The following is a 19,342-nucleotide window of genomic DNA, read 5'->3' as shown; positions in this document are numbered from 1 at the left end:
ACCTGAACTTCAAAGGCCTATCCGTCTCTGATAAGAGGGAACCACTGAAACAGGATGCTCAAAAAGGCCGTTCAGCAAGGCCGCAGCGAGTGAAGGCCCGAGGCGTACCCTTGCGGTACGTTGAGGGTCTGAACGATGCGAGAACGACGCTGGCGGACTTTTTCAGCATCCTGCAAGAAAGTCTCGCCGCATGAATCCCTGCTCAAGTATTCTTCTGACCGACCTCTATCAACTCACCATGGTGCAGGCCTATGTCGAGCAAGGCATGATGGACAGCGCCGTCTTTGAGTTTTTCGTGAGGAGGCTGCCGCCCCAACGTGGCTTTTTGATGGCCGCCGGGTTGGAGCAAGTCCTGGACTTCTTGGAACAGCTCCGCGTCAGCCCAGCCGAACTGGAATGGCTCGAACAGACCGGACGGTTCAGTCAATCCTGTTTGGACTATCTGGAAACCCTGCGGTTCTCCGGCGACGTGCACGCCATGCGGGAGGGAACGGTGTTTTTTCCGAACGAGCCGATCCTTCGCGTGAGGGCCCCCCTTCCCCAAGCGCAGCTCGCCGAAACGAGGATCATGAATCTGCTCAACTTTCAGACACTCATCGCGTCGAAAGCGGCACGATCGGTCTTGGTCGCAGGCGGAAAACCACTCATCGATTTTGGGTTACGTCGGGCGCACGGAGCGGAGGCCGGCCTGCTCGCCGCGCGAGCCAGCTATCTGGCCGGTTTCGCCGGCACCGCCACAGTCCTCGCGGGTATGGAATATGGCATTCCGACCTACGGGACGATGGCCCATTCGTTTGTACAGGCCCACAAAAACGAAGCAACTGCCTTCGAACATTTCGCTCTTGCACAGCCGGAGAATACAGTTTTCTTGATCGATACCTACGACACGGAGGCGGCAGCACACAAAGTTGTGGCGCTGGCTCCTCGCTTAAGGCAACGGAACATCACGGTGAAGGGCGTACGGTTAGATAGTGGCGACCTGGCAGACCATGCGAGAAAAGTCCGGTGCATCTTGGATGAGGGGGGCTTGCCACAAGCCAAGATCCTGGCGAGCGGCAATCTGGACGAGTACCAATTGCAGCGGCTGATCGGCAGCGGAGCACCGATCGACAGTTTTGCCATCGGCACCGCCATGACCACGTCGGCCGACGCGCCGTCACTCGATTGTGCCTACAAACTTCAAGAGTATGCCGGCCGGCCCTGCCGGAAACGATCGGAAGGGAAAGCCACCTGGCCTGGCAGCAAACAGGTCTATCGACAGTACCGCCGCGATGGGCGATGCGATTACGATCTCGTGACCACAGTGGAGGCCCCCGGCACAGGAGATCCACTGTTGCATCCCGTGATGACAGGGGGCCGACGCCTTGTTCCTACTCAGAAACTGACGGAATTGCGTCAACGGGCCGCCACAGAGCTGGCACTGTTGCCTGATCCGTTACGAAGTCTGGAGGGCGACCACCCCTATGAGGTTAGAATCTCTCAACCACTTCATGATCTTGCGTTCGCCGTAGACCAATCTGTGTAATAATCACATGCCACACCGCCGGATGTTCATCCTAAGGAGATACGAATGAAAAGATTACTTAAAGGAGCCTGTGCCTTCCATAGGGTATTGATCGCAGCGTTGACCATCGGAATCCCCGCCATTGCCCAAGCGGCAGAACCGAGTCAGGCAAGCAGCTACGCCACCAACTGTGAGAGCGCCTACAAAAAGAAGCCTGTTCCGCCCAAGCAGCTGCAGGCGATTGTGGAATCGCACGGGCGGTGGCTCGCACAACGTGAAAAGCAGGAGTACCAACGGGCAAATCTCTGTCAGGCAGACTTGCGCCAGGCGAAACTCGCCGGAGCCAACCTGGAACGGGCCAACCTGGAAGGCGCAGTCCTACGGGAAGCGCACCTCGCCGAGAGCACCTTGACGCAGGCGCGGCTCGCCGGTGCCGATCTTACCAAGGCCGGCTTGGAGGACAGCAACCTGTCGGGCGCCGATCTCCGGCATGCTCGATTGTCGAAAGCCAGTCTATCCCGTGCGATAGGCGATGAAGCGGCTCTGTACGACGCCATTGTGACCGGGGCCAGACTGCGCGAATCCACCTTCGAACGGGCACACTTTGAAGGCGCGGACCTCACCGCTGCCGATTTCACACAGGCCAACCTAGCCGATAGTTATTTTTATGGCGCCAACCTGCAGGGCGCAGCCTTGTCCGGAGCCGACTTCCTGAATGCCGATCTCCGCCGGACAAACTTGACCAAAGCGAACATGGAACAGGCTAATCTGCAGGGCGCCCTTCTCGACGGCGCCCGACTATACGGCGCGCGCCTCGTGGAAGCAGATCTCGAAGGAGCCTATTTCGATGAGGCGGATCTGACGGAAGCCAGCCTCCGCGATGCGTTGCTCCGGGGCGCCGACTTTCGGTTCACCAATCTGCAGTCTGCAGACTTCCGGCAAGCAGACCTGGAAGGAGTCAACTTCGAAGACGCACGGCTGGTGAGGACCAACCTGCAATCTGCCAACCTTCGAATGGCGATTCTGTACCATTCGATTCTCGATGGAACCGACTTCCGTGGTGCGAAACTCCCTCACGCCGTCCTGATCGGAGCGAGGGGCAAGGGAACCATTTTCATCCAAGCGGACCTCAGCCAGATGTACGCGCCGAACGTGTCGCTGGAGCGCGCGCAATTCAATGGGGCAAATTTGGAATCGGCCAATCTGGTCGCAGCGGACTTGAGAAGGTCGAACTTCAGTCACGCCACGATCGAGCAGGCCAATCTGCAGGAGGCGAACCTTCAGGAAACTTCGTTTCCGGGCGTGGATTTCACCGGCGTACGACTGGATGCAGCCGATCTGCGGCAGGCAAACTTGCGGGGCGCGAACCTCACGAGAGCGCTGGGCCTGACCCAGGCGCAAATCGACAGCGCCTGTCTCGACGAGCAGACCAAGTTACCGGCCGACCTCAGCCGCCCGGAGCCCTGTGGGGGAAAGACAACCACGAAGAAAACAAAGCGGTGACGGGAGACTGCTGTGGGGGAGGACAGATATACCGCCTCCCCTATTCAGAGGTTCAATTTGAGGCACATCACAAAGAAATCGAAGGTTGTGACGAAAATTATACGGTAGCCGCTTCAACTTCTTTCGTAGCTTTAGCAGCGAGGCTATTTCTTCGATTATTGCAAATCGTCTTGTCGATGATCGCGCCGCAATTGACACATTTCCAGGCATAAAAGACCAGGAAGAAATCCGAGAACCGTTCCAACATCATTAATCCTTTGCACTTTGGGCAATCCATCACTCTTTCCTCCCTCATTATGATGAAAATTGACTGACGTGGGGAGTACTTAGCAATTTACAATCCAACATTGAGTCCTTACATTATCAATGACTTAGCCATGTGGGGACTACTTATACGTACAAATGTGTACAGTCTGAGGTCCTTGTCCTTTCAAATTTGAACGGGCAATAGGGTTTTCCTGAATGGCAAAGGGTCGATCTTTACGATCCCGCCTCCTAGTCGATGCGTCATCAACCACTTCGCCTGTGGAGACTACTTATACGTACAAGCTGGTACGGCGAGAGGGGGGCGAGAAAGCTGGCTAGTCTCTGTGCTCGCAGAGGCCCCACGATAGAACGGTGGTCCCTCGATGCGCGCAGTAGAGACTATGCCAGCCTCCTCGCTGAGAGCGGGTAGATGAGGACAAGCATTTGACGGCCGCACGTAGACCAACATGGGTACCCTTCCACGGGAGAAAAAACTAGCGAGCTGGGAAGGATCAATCAGCAGATCGACGATAATCGTTCACTGCCCGCAGTGAAGGACTGTTTGCCCGCCCTCTCTGGAGAAGCTGAAGAATCGGAAGGGCCTCGCTCGACGGCCACGGTCAGGCCCGACACGAGTGCCGTTCCAGAGAAGAGCATATGAGCAAGCTTGGAGGGAACATGGATTACGTTCGATGTGTGCAGAAGGCAGGTTAGCAATGCGGCATGTTCTCTTCACAGTCTTCCTGATCATGGCCTGTGCGCCAGGCGAAGCGGCAGATTCCTCTGGTGACGCCGGGTCACAATCCAATCTGGCTGCAATGTATGCCGATGGCCAGACTATTCCGAAGGACCCTCAGGGAGCCGTGAAGTCGTGGCAGCGGGCGGCCGAGCAGGGAGACGCAGAGGGGCAGTATAATTTGGGGTTGATGTATGACAAGGGGCAGGGCGTCCCGCAAGACTTCATTCGCGCATACATGTGGTACCACCTCGCTGCCGAAGCAGTGAGTGGGGATGATGCGATGGTCGCGATAAAGCTTCGAGACCGTGTGGCTTCACGCATGAGCGCCGCGCAGATTGCGAAAGCGCTGGAGATGGCCCGGCATTGTCGACAGTCGAAGTTTAAGGAGTGCGACTAGCCACTGAGCCTTCATAAGCATTGACCTTATTCACGTCCCAACCTTGTCCAGGCGGGACAGCTCGCACGAGGGTGGAAACCGGAAGAGAAATGAGCATGGCGACCACCCAACATGTGGGAGATCTAGCCCGCATTATTCATGAACACTTCTGCTGCAATCGCCGATCCGCTGCACGACAAGCCTTCGGTCGGCGGGCTCGCCCTGCGGACCCTCAACGTACTGCACGAGTACGCCTCAGGTCCTCAGGGCTCCGCGCGCCGTTCTCGCGACGCGGCTCAGCGATTTCGCAACGAACTGTCATGAATAATGTGGGCTAGGGGTTCGCCGCCTCCGAAAAAGGTTTGATCTCTCCGGTCTTCTGCATCAGCTTTGTGACCAACTCTTCGTAGGAGTATGTTCTGATGATTTTGGTGAACTGTTCGCGGTAGCTGTGGACCAGGCTGATTCCGTCTACAACAATGTCGTAGACACGCCAGTCTCCAGCCCGCTGCAGCATCCGGTAATCCACATCAAGACTAAACTTGCTACTCGTCAACCTCGTCCTGACTTCCGCGTAGTCTCCCTGAAGTGTCTCCTGGAGAAACTCGACCTTCTCATCAGAGTAGCGGTCGAAACGACTGGAATAGGTATCCCTGAGAAGCTGAGCATACAACCGGACAAATTCCTGCCTTTCTTCGTCATTCAGCTGCGCCCACTGGGGTCCCAACGATCGTTTGGCCATTTCGTCATAGGCGATGCGGTTCCCGATCACATTCTCGAGCTGCTGGCGGCGTTCTTCGGCCCTGCCCGGGGTCTTCAATTCCTCATCATTCAAGATGACGAACATCTGTTTAATCGTGGTTTTTATCGCTGCTGTGGCGGTTCCAGCCGCCATGGGCGCCACTCCCACGGCCAACACGAGGACCACTCCGATTCCAGATAGGACATGTCGCAAGGCCTGTCTGATCATTTTGGGGCCTTCGTGCTGCAAGCAGTGAACTGATCCGCAACCTATCGTTTCCTCTCCCACACAAATATCACGACAGCGCTACGGAGCTCAATGGACTGGCACTTAGCTATAATTCATTATCTCAATAACCGGGCCAGTCGTCTACTCATGCATCTTTTTCGGAAGGACAGGCCTGGCTCCGCATGCCTTGGACACGTATGGCTCGCGCTCCTTTGCCATGTCACGCTCAATCCGAGAGCCAAGCATGCCGGACACAGGTAAAACCTTCACTGGTTGGAGGCGTAGAAGGGATGCAAAACGGACAGCCGACAGTCACCGATGGGATCGGGCCGATCCCTGCTATTTGGCGCGTGGATAGTCTTTGAATGCTTCGGCGATTCCCTTGTTAGCCGATTCAAAATTCTGCTCCAAGTTGTCCCCCAACACTGCCCGAATCACGGCTCGCCACACCAGCTTCTTTTTCGACGAGTCCGCCAGATCCACAATCAGGGTGCCTTCATGATCCTCGTGGGTAGTCACGACGCGAGTACTGGCGGGTACCCAATCGCCGTCGTGATACTCATAGGCAGTCACCTGACGGCCATAGCAGCCGGGATAGAAACCTCTGTAGCAGCCCGGATAGAGGTCCTGTGTCTTGTCAGTGGTCTCGACACGTTGCTGGCCCTTCACGCCGAAAAAAATGTGCACCAGCAGGTCTGGGCGGTTTTCCATGCTGACTTGCCGGAGCCCCTTGGCAACGAGCTGCTCGTCAACCATCTCTTTGACCCGCCCTCTCAAGGGTGAACGGTCCGACGGCCCGACCTCATAGCCTCTGTCCGTCATCCCCGAAAGGGCAAACGTGCGAAACGCAGAGAACTGCGTGGACGGATCGGAATCTGTGAGCACCTTCGGCCCCTCCGCGCAGCCTCCTGCTGCGAGGAGCCACAGCGCCAGCCACGCGATCAGAAATCTGAGATTCATCTTGCATCACCCTCCTGCTTACAGAGGTTCGTATAAATACAACGGGGTCACACCATATACCGAACTCCATCCTACGTAAAGCCGGGCGAGTTCACCGGATTATTCCCGCTCACTCCTGGGCGCTTGGCCGATGATGTGGACCCTTGGACCATAGGGCAACCGGATCACCCGATTGTCCTCCACTTCACCGCCTAAAACCCACATGAATAGTCTTTTCGCGTCGTTGAGTTCCGGGTCCATTGGTATGCCGTATTCTTCTTTCTGCATCGACTCGTCGTAGAGGCCGATGCAGCCGTGGGAGGCTGGATAGCCTGGCATGTCCCGTCCGTGGATCCAATAGGAGACGCCTTCCCGATTCACATGGAAGCGCAGCGCGTAGTTCATCGGATAGGGTCGATCCGTCCCTTCGATGGTATAGAGATCGGATTGATGTTGCAGATGGGCAGCCGTCAGACGGAACTTTCCTGTGGGCGTTTCGTTGAGTCCATTCCCTGAAGCGATGGGAGCCGCGAAGCGAAGGGCTCCATATTCATAGGCTCCGAGAAACTGCTCCGTGAGATCGATCAGAATGAATTGCTCGTCTCGCTCTGCAACCGGATAGAACAGGGGAAGAGGAGTAAAGGATGTGAGATCCTCCAGCCTCATTGGAACTTTGATGGGCACGCTTGAATGTGCATGGCGCCGATCGATCCGATTGAATCGCGCCACATATACCCAGTTCTCGCCAAACATCGTCTCCAGCGATTTGCCGTGCGGAATGACACGGCAATCCCACTCGACCGTCGCATCACTCAGATAATGAATCTCACAGGGACCGCGATACTTCTTGGAGGATTCAGCTTGCGCGGAAGTGTGAAAAGCCATGACCATCATCACGGTCACAGCAACCAGCGAACTCCAGAACGCCTTGAGCATAGTAGCGGACATATTCGATGTATTTCTGAGCAAGGCGGCACCGAACAGATACAGTAGCACCCGCAGGATGCTCAAAATGACATCCCAGCAAGGCCGCAGGGAGCTCGGCAACCGAAGCGTACCCTTGGGGTACGTTGCAGGGAGACGAGCGACTGAGAACGACAATTGAGGAAACGCGCGTCTCGACGCGCCGGGGTTGGGCGGGTGAGAAGGTCGTCATTTTCAGCATCCTGTTAAGACCAGTACTGCGATGCTTTCATATACCCATACAATAGATCGCGCCGTGCCAGAATACCGACGAGCTTGCCGTTCCGCACGACCGGTACCCGCGTGATATACCGATCCTGGAAAAGATTCGCGACCTGCTCCAGCAGCATATTCTCAGTAGCGGTCACCGGGTTGCTGCTCATGAGTTCGACAGCCATGATCTTTCGCAAATCCCGGCCATCGATCATCGCCTGAAGCAGATCATACTCGCTTATCAGACCGACCAAGGTCCGGTCCTCTTCCACCACCGGCAGGCTGCCGAAGTTCCGCTGGGTCATCATGCGGCTGATGGACAAGGCATCGGCCCTGGAGCCACAGGTAAAGACCGCGTCCTGCATCAATTGCCCCACCGTCAAGGATTTGGGATCGCAAGCCGCCGCAAGAAACTCCGTTTGTCGCATAGTCCCTCCTTTCTCTATCCTCTATTTGCGTGATGCTCAAAATGACCGCGGCTCTCACCCGCCCAACCCCGGCTGGTATTTCACCCGCCCGCCCTGAGTCTGCCAAGACAGACTCTTTGCCCTGGGACGCGCCGCTCCGCAGGCAAGGGCCTTCCAATGCTCTTTACATCTCTTCAAGGGAGTGGCCAAGGCTGCCCTTTCTGCGCGCGTCGAACGACATACATCGTTCCCTCCAAGCTTGCTCGTTATATCTCTAGGGATGGGGGCTGATTGATCTTCCACTGCGCGCGTCCAACGAGCGCCTTCCGAGGCAGCGCGTTGCGTGAGCACAGAAGATCATCAGGCCCCATCCCCCGCCCCTATCTGCGAGCAAGAAGGGCACCTGGCCGCTCCCTTCCCATCCTTCTGAAGCCGCGAGCAGAGGGGACTCACCGGACCATCCCTCTCCCTTCTTGGGGTCATCTTCAGCATCCTTCTACGCTCGGCCTGCTGCGAGGTAAGCACGCAGAACGTCGCGACGGGCGATGATTCCGACAAGTTTGTCCTTGACATCCACTACCGGCACCCGAATCAAATCGCTGGCTCTGAACACATGAATCAGCGTCGGGAGTATGGTCTCCGGGTGGACCGAATAGGGGTTGCACGTCATGATGTCAGCGGCGGTAACAGCGCCCAGCTTGTGCCCATCATCCAATGCAGCCAGTAGATCATGTTCGCTGACGATCCCCAGAAGTTTATCTTTGGTATCCACCACCGGCACGGCCCCGAACCCCTCGATCATGAGCGACGCAATAACGTCGCCTTTCGTCTTGAGATGGGCAGACTGCACCATTTTCTGCATCACCTGTTTGACCGTCATCTCGCCAAAGTCCTTCTTCCTATCTGTCCTGGCCTTCTTCTTTGTCTTCGCCTTCCTCTTCGTCGGCATGGATGTCCTCCTCACTCTGGTTTGTTTAGTTTGTTTGGTCTATTTGGTTTTGGGGTTCAACGAAACGAACCAGATAAACCAAACAAACTAAATAAACCAGCTAGACTGACCCTATTCACCACAGTGCTGTTCCCCTCTCTGCTGCAAAACGCCGCACCATTCATTGGAGCCACTCTACTGATTCTCTCCGCAACTCCTTGGAATAGGGCTGATTCTTCTTCTTTACTCCCCTGTGTCACAGGCACATGCAATGCAGTTCTGATACCGGGAGTCGCCAACTGGTTGTTTGCCGTCGTCGTCATTGAAGAAGGGAGCTGTCATGCGAATTCTTTGTGCAGTGGATGGATCTGAATGGTCTCAATGGGGGGTGCAAGCACTCGAAGCGCTCGCAGACCGTGAGCCGGAGGATGTGACGCTTCTCCATGTGGTCGATTTATCGGCCCTCCAAGCTGGCAGAGGCAAGAATCCCGTGGCTGAAAAGCGCGCTTTGGGTGCCATGGAGAAGGCCGGTACGATGCTCCTCCGCGAAGCAGAGCGATCGGCTCGAGTCGCCCTCGGACAGGCCGCGACCGGCCCTCGCACAACATACCACCCGGTCTTAGCCCACGGCCCCCTCGCCCGGACGATCGCGCGACAGGCGCAGCGGGCGAGGGCCGACCTCATCCTCATTGGATCCCGCGGGATAAGCGACATCGAAGGATTCTTGTTGGGAAGCATTTCTCGGCAGGTCGCATCGATTGCCCCATGCTCCGTCCTCGTTGTGAAACAGCCGATCCATCAGCTAACGCGCGTGACCCTCGCGGTCGATGACTCGAAACCGTCCCGAGCCGCCGCCCGATTTCTTCGCTCCCGTATTCTTCCGGAATCTGCTATCACCACCATCCTCTCCTCTGCCGAAAGACCTGTGACCGACTTGGCTGTTCGGTACCTGTCCAAATCCCAGATCGAAGAGTTGGAGCAGCCGGTCGTCGAGCGAGCCACACGACTGGTGACATCATTGCGGGACGATTTCCTGAAAGAGGGCTACGCCGTAGAGACGGACGTGCAGATGGACCACGTGATCGACACCATTGTCAGACATGTGGAGGCAACTCATACCGATCTCTTGGTGATCGGATCTCGCGATTTGACCAAGAACGAGCGGCTCCATCTGGGGAGCGTCTCGGAAAGTCTCCTGAGACATGCCCCCTGTTCCGTCCTGATCGTGCGAGGCCGGCGTGCCTGACCTCGACGAGCCACAGCTCCACCAACTGCCGGTTGGTGAGGTCTTCAAGCAACTGGGAAGCAGGGAAGGCGGCTTGTCGCCCGAAGAGGCGAAGCAGCGACTGAGTCAGTATGGACCCAATGTCCTGGAGGAACCAACTCGCTATTCACTGATTCGGGAGTTTCTCCACCAGTTCACCCACTTCCTGGCCATTTTGCTCTGGATTGCCGCAGGGCTGGCTTTCACAGCAGAATTCATGAAGCCCGGCGAAGGGATGGCCACACTCGGCTGGGCAATCATCGGTGTGATCGTCATCAACGCCTCCTTTGCCTTCTTTCAGGAATATAAGGCGGAGCGGGCGGTCCATGCCCTCCACCGACTCCTCCCTGCCAGGGCATGGGTACTGCGAAACAACCAACCACATGACGTATTGCGGAGCGAGATCGTGCCGGGAGACCTGCTCGTGATCGAGGAGGGAGAACAGATCCCTGCCGACGCCAGGCTCGTCGAGGCAGCCGACATGCGTGTCGACCTCTCCTCTCTCACGGGCGAATCCCAACCGAAGCGGCGGATAGCGGAGCCGGTCACCGATGGACATCTCCTGGACATCCCCAATCTCGTATTTGCCGGCACCCCCGTGCTCTCCGGCAGAGGCAGGGCAGTGGTGTTCGCCACCGGTATGCAGACGGAATTCGGCAAGATCGCCCGCCTCTCGACAGGGATCGATACAGGTCTCAGCCCGCTGCAGAAAGAAATCGTGAAGGTCACCCATGTGGTCGCACTGCTATCGCTCGCCATGGGCGGGGTCTTTTTCGCCATCGGCCTTTCTGTAGGCTTGGGTTTCTGGATCAGCGCGATCTTCGGGATCGGCATTATCGTGGCGAACGTGCCGGAAGGACTGCTCCCCACCGTGACGCTGGCCTTAGCGTTAGGCAGTCAGCGCATGGCCAAACGCCACGCGCTCATCAAGCAACTGACGTCCGTTGAAACGCTCGGTTGCACCACCGTCATCTGCACGGATAAGACCGGGACGCTGACCGAGAACCGGATGCGCGTGGCACGGTTCTATATGGACCATCTCGAAATCGGGGTGCAGGAAAGCTGTCTGGTGATCGCCGGACGCGTGACCAGCGCGATCGAGGCCGAGGAATATGCGCCGCTCTTCGATGCGATCATCCACTGCCACAATGCCAAGCGCGTACGGCGGACCGACGGCCGCCCTACCATCACTGGCGATCCAACCGAAGTGGCCCTGGTCGAGTTCGCACAGGATCACGGACTCCTCCACCAAGAACCGCTGCCCCGGATGGGCGAGCTTCCGTTCGATGCAGATCGGAAGCGCATGTCCACCCTCCATTGGCGCGAGGGCCGACTCGTGGCCTTCGTGAAGGGAGCGCCGGAATCTCTCGTACCCCTCTGCAATGAGATGCTCCACCACAATGCCCGCTCCCCGATAAGTCAGGAAGACCGCCTCCGCATCATGGAACAAAGCCGTATCTTTGCGCACCAGGCCTATCGGGTCCTGGCTGTGGCCATGCGAGACATTGAGCAGGGTATCGAGAAGCTGGACATCGACCAGGTGGAACAGAACCTCACCTTCCTCGGCCTCGTGGCGATGATAGATCCCCCGCGCCACGAAGTGCCGGAGGCCATCGCGCGCTGCCGCCAGGCCGGCGTCCGCACCATCATGATCACCGGCGACCATCCGCTCACGGCCCTGGCCATTGCCCGTCAGATCGGACTGGCGCCGGACGAGTCCCGCGCTGAGTCGGCAGGATACTGTCCCGTGATCGAAGGACACCAGGTCGAAACGATGAACGACGAGGCTCTCCGTCTGCTCCTCACACCCACCAGCCCTGGCGAGGCCGAGCCGGTCTTCGCGCGCATGGCCCCCCGGCACAAGATGCGTGTCGTGTCGGTGCTGAAAGACCTGGGCGAGGTAGTGGCCGTGACGGGCGACGGGGTGAATGACGCTCCAGCCATCAAGAAGGCCGACATCGGCATTGCGATGGGCATCGCCGGAACCGATGTGGCAAAAGAAACGGCGGACATGATCTTGCTCGACGACAACTTTGCGACCATCGTCAATGCCATAGAAGAAGGCCGGGCCGTCTACGCCAACATCAGAAAATTCTCCACGTACGTGCTGGCTAGTAACGTGCCAGAGATCGTCCCCTATCTGGCGTATGGATTCCTGGGAATTCCGCTGGCACTGACGGTCCCGCAAATCCTCGCCGTGGATCTCGGTACCGACATGGTTCCGGCCTTGGCCCTGGGTGCCGAAAAGCCCGATGCCGGCATTATGGCGACCCCCCCGCGCCCGCGCACGGAACGGTTGATGAACCTGCCGCTCCTCCTGCGCGCCTATGTCTTTTTGGGGCTGATCGAAGCCGGAATCGCCATGGGTTCATTCTTTTTATTGCTCCTGACGCAAGGATGGACCTGGGGCACGCCGCTTGACTGGTCTGATCCACTCTACAAACAAGCCACCGCCGCCACCTTCGCCGCCATCGTCGTCGCCCAGGTGGCGAACGTGTTCGCCTGCCGATCGGACCGAGCATCGCTCTTCCGACTCGGCTGGTTCAGCAATCCATTGATCTTCTGGGGAATCGCGACAGAACTCGTCGTCCTGGCCTTGATCATCTATACCCCCTGGGGTAACGAAATCTTTGGAACCGGTCCCTTGCCTCTCTGGATCTTCGGACCGCTCGCTCTGGGAGCCCTTGGTCTGTTATTCGCAGAAGAATGCCGTAAGATCATCATGAACCGATTTACGAACAGCCGCGCCGGCGGAGTCACGCGACGGATTGACACAGCATGACAGCTCACCCTCAAGATCCGATCCGTCAGGTCTCTGTCACCGAGGTCATCTCCCACGGGTCCTCCTCAACCCCGGCTCGCCATTCGTCGAGTGGCTCGCCCGATCACGAGCATCAGCTCCCCGCTTCGATACCGGTGATCGCACCTCCTAGGAGACGCAGCCCTGCACCCCGGCTGATCGGCATCATGATTCTGCTCGCGATCACAGGAGCGGGAATCTGGTATTGGTGGACCGCCGGCCCCCCGCCCGTCCACTACAAAACCGCTCTGGTCGATCGAGGCCCCATTACTGCGATCGTCACTGCCACCGGCACGGTCAATCCGGTCATGTCGGTGCTAGTGGGTAGTCAGGTCTCAGGCAAAATTGCCCAACTGATGGCGGACTTCAATTCCGTGGTTACGAAGGGCCAGGTCCTGGCTACGATCGATCAGCAGCCGTTCAAAGCACGGGTGAGCCAGGCCCGCGCCGCCCTGAAGATCGGGCAGGGCAATCTGGCAAAGGCAAAGAACATGGCGAATCAGCGAAAACTCGAGTTGGATCGCATGGCAACCCTGCGCCGACAACAATTCATCTCCCAGGCGGATTTCGATCTCGCTGCCACAAACTTCCGCGACGCCCAGGCCCAGGTCGAGGTCGCACAGGCGCAGGTGGATCAAGCGACAGCCACGTTGGCCTCAGCCGAACTCGATCTCGGCTACACGACGATCTACTCGCCCGTAAACGGGATCGTGGTATCCCGCAACGTCGATACAGGCCAAACCGTCGCCGCCAGTTTCCAAACGCCGACCCTGTTCATGATCGCCCAGGACCTGACGCAGATGCAGGTGAATGCCAACGTGAGCGAATCCGACATCGGCGGGGTCGCGGAGGGCAAGCAGGCCAGCTTCCGCGTGGATGCCTATCCCAAACAGTTCTTCGAGGGCACCGTGACACAGGTGCGCAACGCGCCCATCAGCATCCAGAACGTGGTGACCTACGACGTGGTGATCGCCGTCGACAATCGGGAACTCAAGCTCAAACCGGGAATGACAGCGAACGTGACGATCGTGACGGCCAAGAAGGAGAACGCTCTGCGCGTACCGAACGGAGCATTGCGCTTCCGGATGCCCGGAGTCCCGGTGGACCGCAAGGTGACGCAGGTGTGGGTGATAGATCAGGAGGAGCACGTTCGTCAGACGGCCATCACGACCGACATCGCCGACTCCCTCTCCACAGAAATCACCGAAGGGGCGCTGAAGGAAGGGGACCGTGTGATCCTGGGGATTGAGACGACGGAAGAACAGGCCCAAAAGAAGCTGCCGCCTGGCTTCGAGGGCTCTCCGAAGGTGAGATAAAACTGGTTTGTTTGGTTGATTTAGTTTGTTTAGTTTCTTTGGTTTGAGCCTGACGCACCCAATAATCCAGACAAACGAAACAAACCAGATAAACACTTCACCTGCACACCATGTCTTTTCTCTGGCTCACGATCTTATCCGCCCTCCGTATCCTCCGCCGGAACCCGTTGCGCGCCGGCCTGACCATGCTGGGTATCATCATCGGCATCGGCGCCGTCGTTGCGATGGTCAGCTTGGGTCAGGGCGCCACCGCCTCCGTCCAAGCTGAAATCGCCAGCCTGGGCACCAACGTGATCATCATCGTGCCAGGAGCTACCACCGTCGGGGGCGTGCGCGGCGGACTCGGTTCTGTTTCGACCTTGACGGTCGATGATGCGGAGGATATTCAAAAGAAAGTCGCCGGTGTGGCGATGATGATATATGGCTCACGGTCGGTCCTGCAGGTCATTCGCGAGAACAAGAACTGGAGCACCGTTGCCCTCGGGACGACGCCTGAGTTCACCGACGTCCGCAGTTGGCCGGTTGCCGAAGGCAACTTCTTCACACAGTCCGATCTGGATTCCGCCGCGAAAGTCGTCGTGCTGGGGAAAACTGCGGCCCAGAATCTATACGAAAGCGATGAAGAGATCGTCGGCAGCGAGATCCGCATCCGCAACGTCCCGCTCCGGGTGATAGGCATTCTCACGCCCAAAGGCCAGTCGATCACGGGCCAGGACCAGGACGACCTTGTGGTCCTTCCATTTTCCACTGCCGAACGCAAAGTCCTGGGCACGAAATTTCTCGGTACCGTAGGGATCATCCTCGTGGCCACTCAAACGCGGCACGACATTCCCGTTGCGGTAGGCGACATCAAGGATCTCTTGCGAACCAGGCATCGGCTGCAGCAATCTGAAGAAGACGACTTCACCATCCGCACGATGGAAGACATCGCCAAGACCACCGCCGGCACGAGCCGGACCATGATGTTCATGTTGATGAGCATTGCCTCGATCTCGCTGATCGTCGGCGGGATCGGCATCATGAATATTCTCTTGGTGTCGGTCACGGAGCGGACAAAGGAAATTGGGCTTCGCATGGCTGTTGGCGCGAAACGCAAGCATATCCTGCTCCAATTTCTGACCGAAGCGATCATCATGACCGCGATCGGTGGAGCGCTCGGCGTCGGCGCCGGGATCGGGATGGCACACCTGCTGACCACCATGATCGGCTGGCCGGCCATTATCTCTCCGGAAGCCGTCATCATTGCATTTTTCTTTTCCCTGGTCGTGGGCATCTTCTTCGGTCTCTATCCCGCGAACAAAGCGTCGAAGATGAACCCCATCGAGGCGTTGCACTACGAGTGAGGTCCACCACACACATGGCACCCATCGCGCAGAATCAGGACATTGGCAGACGACTGCAGGAAGTCGCACAGCTCCTGGAGAATCAGGGAGCGAATCGGTTTCGCGTGCGGGCCTATCGCGCGGCAGCGGAGACGATCGAACGCTTGACAGTTCCCGCCGCAGAGATCGCACAGCAACAGGGCACGGACGGGCTGCAATCATTGCCGGGTATCGGGGTGAGCCTCGCGCGCTCCATTCACACCCTCGTCGTCACCGGGCGACTGCCCATGTTGGATCGCCTGCGCGGCCGCATGGACCCGGTCTCGCTCCTCGCCTCCATTCCAGGGATCGGTCCGGCCCTCGCCCATCGGCTGCACAACGATCTGCACATTGAATCGTTGGAACAACTGGAAATGGCGGCGCATGACGGACGATTAACAGACATCGAAGGGATCGGCCCGAAGAAACTCCAGGGCATCGTCGACTCCCTCACTGCTCGATTAGGGCGGGTTCGGAAGCTGCCTCAAGTAGCCGGGCCAAAGCCAATCCTTGAACCTCCTGTCGACGAATTGCTGGACGTGGATAGAGAATATCGCGAAGCAGCCAAGGCCGGCAGACTGCAGCGAATTGCGCCGCACCGGTTCAATCCGGAGAAAGAGGCCTGGCTACCGATCCTCCACACCCAACGAGGCGCCCGCCACTATACCGTGCTGTTCTCGAACAGCGCCCTGGCCCATCAGCTCAAGAAAACGCGCGACTGGGTCATCCTCTACTACGATGACGACCACGGCGAACGCCAATGCACCGTGATCACAAGCCATCAAACCCCATTCAGTGGGAAACGAATCGTACGGGGGCGGGAAGAGGACTGTGCCTCCTACTACCAGTCTTATAAGGCCATGAGCGCAGAAGCAACATGATCCGGATGCCGGGACAGAGTTACCAGGGCCCGCTTCCTCCCCTGACGGATGAACAACGGGCGCTGGAGAAGGAACTCCGGTCTCACGTACAGATGCTCGCCGGGCAGATCGGTGAGCGCAATGTCGTTCACCACGAGAGGCTCATCATGGCGGCGGACTATATCCGGACGACGCTTGCCGGTGCCGGCTACGAAGTTCGCCGGCAACCCTACGAGGTAGCGGGGAAGATCTGTGAGAACCTTGAAGCGGAAGTGCTGGGTAGCCGGAGACCAGGTGACATCATCGTCATCGGCGCGCACTATGATTCGGTGCAGGGGAGTCCCGGTGCCAACGATAATGCAAGCGGCGTGGCAGCGATACTCGGCTTGGCTCGTGCATTCGCGAAGACCACGCCGACCCAGACGCTGCGATTTGTCTTATTTGCCAACGAAGAACCGCCGTTCTTTCAAACCGAACACATGGGAAGCCGCGTCTACGCCAAGCGCAGCCGCGAGCGTGGCGAAAAGATCGTTCTCATGCTCAGTCTGGAGACCATCGGGTACTACTCAGACGAGCCAGGGAGCCAACATCTCCTCTTCCCATTGAATCTCATCTATCCCTCTACCGGGAACTTCATCGCCTTCGTCAGCAACGTAGAGAACGGGCGCCTGGTGAGACAGCTCGTAGGATCATTCCGCCAACGGGCTCAATTTCCCTCGGAAGGAGGAGCCCTGCCGGGATTGACTCCCGGCGTCGGATGGTCGGATCATTGGGCCTTTTGGGAGGAGGGATTCCCGGCAGTGATGGTGACCGACACAGCCCCCTTTCGCTACCCCGCCTACCATTCGCACAACGACAGGCCCGAGCTCGTTCAGTACGAACGGATGGCTCGCGTCGTCTCCGGCCTGCAGGCTGTTATTCTGGAGATAGAGAATGCACTAAGGTGAGAACAGACGAAGGCCTTCCAGCTTTCCCCGCTGTGCCCAAAGGGGAACCGTCAGACTGTCCTTTACTGCGCGCATCGAGCGAGCACATTCTGATCGTGCGGTTTCGGCAAAGAAGAAGGATGGTGTTGCACCCGAACCTGACACAGAAAGGGCAGCCTGGGTGAATCCCGAACTGCGCGCGCCGAACGACCACTGTAAATGGTCCCTCCGAACTTGCTCTTTGCTTTTCCCCCTGGCGCGGGGCGGATGGAACGGATATGCGGTGAGGCTCGCGCCATAGCGGGCGCTGCCAATTAGGAAGCTGAATCGATGCCGACTGCCCCACCTCCTGACTCGCCCCTGCTTACCCCTATTCTTCTGCCTGAACCCCAGGGCGATAGGTGCCATACACATAGACGGGGATCGACAGGTGGCCGAGATGTTTTTCCATCAGCGGCTTCACGTCTTTCCAGTCGAGTCCCCCCACCCCGGTAGCCAAGCGTGGAAGCGCGACTGTCTTAAACTTCTCAGCCTCGATCAACTTACACAAGGCTTTGAGACAGTGGTTCACGTTCTCGATCGTGGCTCTGCCTGGCTTGCCTCCGTGACTGGCGGCAGGCTCCTGCGTAAACAGATTGACAATTCGAACGCCCCCGACACCGGCCCAGGTCCACAATTCTCCGGTCTTGGGAGTAAAGGTCTGAGAGTAATGCCGGAAATCCTTATACATTGCCGGCCACCGTTCTCTGAGCGCCAGAGCTAACCCGTTTGCAAAGTTGTCGTTCGGGGCGACACCGTGCGCCAGAGCCTCTGCCTTCGTCAACAAGATATCTCCTGCCACTTCCCTCAACATATGACGACTCCTCCATTTCGTGATTCTGAACGTGCATTCCCTACGAGAATAAGATGAGTCTCTCTCGCTCTGTCATCGAACGACGAGCACGGAACAGTTCGCCTGCTGCACCACCCTTGTCGATACGCTCCCGAGGAGGAACCGCGCAACGGCGCCCAGCCCTTTGGCTCCCATTACAATCAGATCGGCATGTTGCGTTGAAGCCACCTGCATGATCTCTTCAGCAGGTTTCCCAAACTTGCACAGCGGTTCGGCTGTAAATCGCGCCTTGACCAACTTCTGGACGCTCAGGTCGAGTAATTTACGGTTTGCCTCCTCCAGCCCCGGATACTTGACGGGCGGCATCACATGGACCACGCTCACATGAATCGGCACGCGCCCGCCCTTACCGGCCGAACGATTCGGCGAAAATTTAGCCAACACAAAGGCCAGCGCCTTGGCCGAAGCGTTCGATCCATCGGTCGCCAAGATGATCCTCCGCAATGGCGCTGCTTCGCCCTTAACGACCAGCACCGGGCAGGTCGCATGATGGATAAGATTCGTTGACACGCTGCCGAGCATGAAGCGGTCGAGTGCGTCGAGGCCCTGACTGCCCACCACCAGAAGCCCATCTCGCTTTGGCGCACGCTTCAAGATCGTCGGCGCAACCGGCCCCTGTACTTTGAGGACCCTGCCCTTGAGCCTCAGCGCCGCCAACTCCTCTGTCGCCTCCTTGAGAGTTTTCGCCGAGCGAGTTTCCATGCGCTGAATTTCTTCCTGGAAGTACCGTTCGGTTCCCGCCATTACCGGTTGCGAGAGAAATGGCGCACGAAGCGCGGCGACATCCAGCACATGCAGCACTTTCACTTTCGGCGGTTTCACGAACGGCAGCGTGGCCACCCAGTTGAGGCCCCATCCCCCATACCTCGATCCATCAGTCGCCACGAGCACGTTCATGCCACGCCTCCTTGTTGAATCAACATCATAGCCGCCCCGTCCCGCATTGGGAAATGCCGCCGCACATTCGCGCTGAGACTGTTGCAAGAGGCCCTACACATAAGACAGGTGAGTCTGTCATGCGAAGTTCGTGGGCACAACAACCGTGCGCGAGAGAATGGTGAAAAAGCCTGTCCAGCAAGGCCGCAGCGAGTGAAGCAGGCTGAGGTCGAGGTTAAGGTTGAGCAAAGATCTGACT

At 58.0% G+C, this 19,342-nt stretch carries 18 protein-coding genes; 10 read left to right on the top strand and 8 right to left on the bottom strand.

Features of this window, described 5'->3' with window-relative positions; translation table 11 throughout:
• The first annotated feature begins 190 nt into the window (after positions 1-190).
• On the top strand, positions 191-1,525 hold the full coding sequence (locus tag HZB34_03980; GenBank protein ID MBI5315107.1) for a nicotinate phosphoribosyltransferase: 1,335 nt from the start codon (positions 191-193) through the stop codon (positions 1,523-1,525).
• Between the two features lie 45 nt (positions 1,526-1,570).
• Positions 1,571-3,007 (top strand): pentapeptide repeat-containing protein, encoded by a 1,437-nt coding sequence (locus HZB34_03975; GenBank protein ID MBI5315106.1) that lies wholly within the window; start codon positions 1,571-1,573, stop codon positions 3,005-3,007.
• A 97-nt stretch (positions 3,008-3,104) separates the two neighbouring features.
• On the opposite strand, the gene HZB34_03970 is transcribed toward HZB34_03975, so the two are convergent.
• Entirely contained in the window at positions 3,105-3,284 is a 180-nt protein-coding gene (locus HZB34_03970) for a hypothetical protein (GenBank protein ID MBI5315105.1), read from the bottom strand.
• A gap of 685 nt (positions 3,285-3,969) precedes the next feature.
• On the opposite strand from HZB34_03970, the gene HZB34_03965 reads away from it, so the two are divergent.
• Positions 3,970-4,389: a sel1 repeat family protein gene (locus HZB34_03965; GenBank protein ID MBI5315104.1), complete on the top strand. Its 420-nt coding sequence runs from the start codon at positions 3,970-3,972 to the stop codon at positions 4,387-4,389.
• 138 nt (positions 4,390-4,527) lie between these two features.
• Positions 4,528-4,692: a hypothetical protein gene (locus HZB34_03960; GenBank protein ID MBI5315103.1), complete on the top strand. Its 165-nt coding sequence runs from the start codon at positions 4,528-4,530 to the stop codon at positions 4,690-4,692.
• A gap of 10 nt (positions 4,693-4,702) precedes the next feature.
• Here the strand turns inward: HZB34_03960 and HZB34_03955 are convergent, their stop codons facing one another.
• From HZB34_03955 to HZB34_03935, 5 genes are all read right to left on the bottom strand, one after another.
• Positions 4,703-5,338 (bottom strand): ABC transporter substrate-binding protein, encoded by a 636-nt coding sequence (locus HZB34_03955; protein MBI5315102.1) that lies wholly within the window; start codon positions 5,336-5,338, stop codon positions 4,703-4,705.
• A 339-nt stretch (positions 5,339-5,677) separates the two neighbouring features.
• Positions 5,678-6,298 (bottom strand): DUF4136 domain-containing protein, encoded by a 621-nt coding sequence (locus HZB34_03950; protein ID MBI5315101.1) that lies wholly within the window; start codon positions 6,296-6,298, stop codon positions 5,678-5,680.
• Positions 6,299-6,397: 99 nt separating this feature from the next.
• Positions 6,398-7,171 (bottom strand): L,D-transpeptidase, encoded by a 774-nt coding sequence (locus HZB34_03945; protein MBI5315100.1) that lies wholly within the window; start codon positions 7,169-7,171, stop codon positions 6,398-6,400.
• 275 nt (positions 7,172-7,446) lie between these two features.
• Complete coding sequence (locus tag HZB34_03940) at positions 7,447-7,881, bottom strand: CBS domain-containing protein (protein MBI5315099.1); 435 nt, start codon at positions 7,879-7,881, stop codon at positions 7,447-7,449.
• A 475-nt stretch (positions 7,882-8,356) separates the two neighbouring features.
• Positions 8,357-8,809, bottom strand: coding sequence for a CBS domain-containing protein (locus tag HZB34_03935; protein MBI5315098.1), 453 nt, complete (start codon positions 8,807-8,809; stop codon positions 8,357-8,359).
• Between the two features lie 319 nt (positions 8,810-9,128).
• Here HZB34_03935 and HZB34_03930 point away from each other — a divergent pair, with 319 nt between their 5' ends.
• From HZB34_03930 to HZB34_03905, 6 genes are all read left to right on the top strand, one after another.
• A complete protein-coding gene (locus tag HZB34_03930) occupies positions 9,129-10,034 on the top strand; it encodes a universal stress protein (protein MBI5315097.1) in 906 nt (301 codons plus the stop codon).
• A complete protein-coding gene (locus HZB34_03925; GenBank protein MBI5315096.1) occupies positions 10,027-12,834 on the top strand; it encodes a cation-transporting P-type ATPase in 2,808 nt (935 codons plus the stop codon). The genes HZB34_03930 and HZB34_03925 overlap by 8 nt, the downstream gene beginning before the upstream one ends.
• Positions 12,831-14,168, top strand: coding sequence for an efflux RND transporter periplasmic adaptor subunit (locus HZB34_03920; GenBank protein MBI5315095.1), 1,338 nt, complete (start codon positions 12,831-12,833; stop codon positions 14,166-14,168). Before HZB34_03925 ends, HZB34_03920 begins: the two co-directional genes overlap by 4 nt.
• Positions 14,169-14,278: 110 nt before the next feature.
• Positions 14,279-15,511: an ABC transporter permease gene (locus HZB34_03915; protein MBI5315094.1), complete on the top strand. Its 1,233-nt coding sequence runs from the start codon at positions 14,279-14,281 to the stop codon at positions 15,509-15,511.
• A gap of 14 nt (positions 15,512-15,525) precedes the next feature.
• Positions 15,526-16,410, top strand: coding sequence for a DNA-binding protein (locus HZB34_03910; protein MBI5315093.1), 885 nt, complete (start codon positions 15,526-15,528; stop codon positions 16,408-16,410).
• Positions 16,411-16,415: 5 nt separating this feature from the next.
• Complete coding sequence (locus HZB34_03905; GenBank protein ID MBI5315092.1) at positions 16,416-17,336, top strand: M28 family peptidase; 921 nt, start codon at positions 16,416-16,418, stop codon at positions 17,334-17,336.
• 349 nt (positions 17,337-17,685) lie between these two features.
• On the opposite strand, the gene HZB34_03900 is transcribed toward HZB34_03905, so the two are convergent.
• Together HZB34_03900 and HZB34_03895 are read right to left on the bottom strand one after the other, a co-directional pair.
• Positions 17,686-18,168 carry a macro domain-containing protein gene (locus HZB34_03900; protein MBI5315091.1) on the bottom strand — a complete coding sequence of 161 codons (483 nt, stop codon included), beginning with the start codon at positions 18,166-18,168 and terminating at the stop codon, positions 17,686-17,688.
• 72 nt (positions 18,169-18,240) lie between these two features.
• Positions 18,241-19,104 carry a universal stress protein gene (locus HZB34_03895; GenBank protein ID MBI5315090.1) on the bottom strand — a complete coding sequence of 288 codons (864 nt, stop codon included), beginning with the start codon at positions 19,102-19,104 and terminating at the stop codon, positions 18,241-18,243.
• Positions 19,105-19,342: the final 238 nt, after the last annotated feature.

Source organism: Nitrospirota bacterium (assembly GCA_016219645.1).
Taxonomy (GTDB): domain Bacteria; phylum Nitrospirota; class Nitrospiria; order Nitrospirales; family Nitrospiraceae; genus Palsa-1315.
Note: the sequence above shows the minus strand (reverse complement) of the source record. Positions and strands in the feature narration are given on the sequence as shown.

Coding starts and splice junctions, on each gene's coding strand:
- HZB34_03965 (MBI5315104.1), top strand. CDS start 3,970: ATGCGGCATGTTCTCTTCACAGTCTTCCTGATCATGGCCTGTGCGCCA.
- HZB34_03950 (MBI5315101.1), bottom strand. CDS start 6,298: ATGAATCTCAGATTTCTGATCGCGTGGCTGGCGCTGTGGCTCCTCGCA.
- HZB34_03915 (MBI5315094.1), top strand. CDS start 14,279: ATGTCTTTTCTCTGGCTCACGATCTTATCCGCCCTCCGTATCCTCCGC.
- HZB34_03960 (MBI5315103.1), top strand. CDS start 4,528: ATGAACACTTCTGCTGCAATCGCCGATCCGCTGCACGACAAGCCTTCG.
- HZB34_03895 (MBI5315090.1), bottom strand. CDS start 19,104: ATGAACGTGCTCGTGGCGACTGATGGATCGAGGTATGGGGGATGGGGC.
- HZB34_03935 (MBI5315098.1), bottom strand. CDS start 8,809: ATGCCGACGAAGAGGAAGGCGAAGACAAAGAAGAAGGCCAGGACAGAT.
- HZB34_03905 (MBI5315092.1), top strand. CDS start 16,416: ATGCCGGGACAGAGTTACCAGGGCCCGCTTCCTCCCCTGACGGATGAA.
- HZB34_03920 (MBI5315095.1), top strand. CDS start 12,831: ATGACAGCTCACCCTCAAGATCCGATCCGTCAGGTCTCTGTCACCGAG.
- HZB34_03910 (MBI5315093.1), top strand. CDS start 15,526: ATGGCACCCATCGCGCAGAATCAGGACATTGGCAGACGACTGCAGGAA.
- HZB34_03955 (MBI5315102.1), bottom strand. CDS start 5,338: ATGATCAGACAGGCCTTGCGACATGTCCTATCTGGAATCGGAGTGGTC.
- HZB34_03975 (MBI5315106.1), top strand. CDS start 1,571: ATGAAAAGATTACTTAAAGGAGCCTGTGCCTTCCATAGGGTATTGATC.
- HZB34_03940 (MBI5315099.1), bottom strand. CDS start 7,881: ATGCGACAAACGGAGTTTCTTGCGGCGGCTTGCGATCCCAAATCCTTG.
- HZB34_03970 (MBI5315105.1), bottom strand. CDS start 3,284: ATGGATTGCCCAAAGTGCAAAGGATTAATGATGTTGGAACGGTTCTCG.
- HZB34_03980 (MBI5315107.1), top strand. CDS start 191: ATGAATCCCTGCTCAAGTATTCTTCTGACCGACCTCTATCAACTCACC.
- HZB34_03930 (MBI5315097.1), top strand. CDS start 9,129: ATGCGAATTCTTTGTGCAGTGGATGGATCTGAATGGTCTCAATGGGGG.
- HZB34_03945 (MBI5315100.1), bottom strand. CDS start 7,171: ATGATGGTCATGGCTTTTCACACTTCCGCGCAAGCTGAATCCTCCAAG.
- HZB34_03900 (MBI5315091.1), bottom strand. CDS start 18,168: ATGTTGAGGGAAGTGGCAGGAGATATCTTGTTGACGAAGGCAGAGGCT.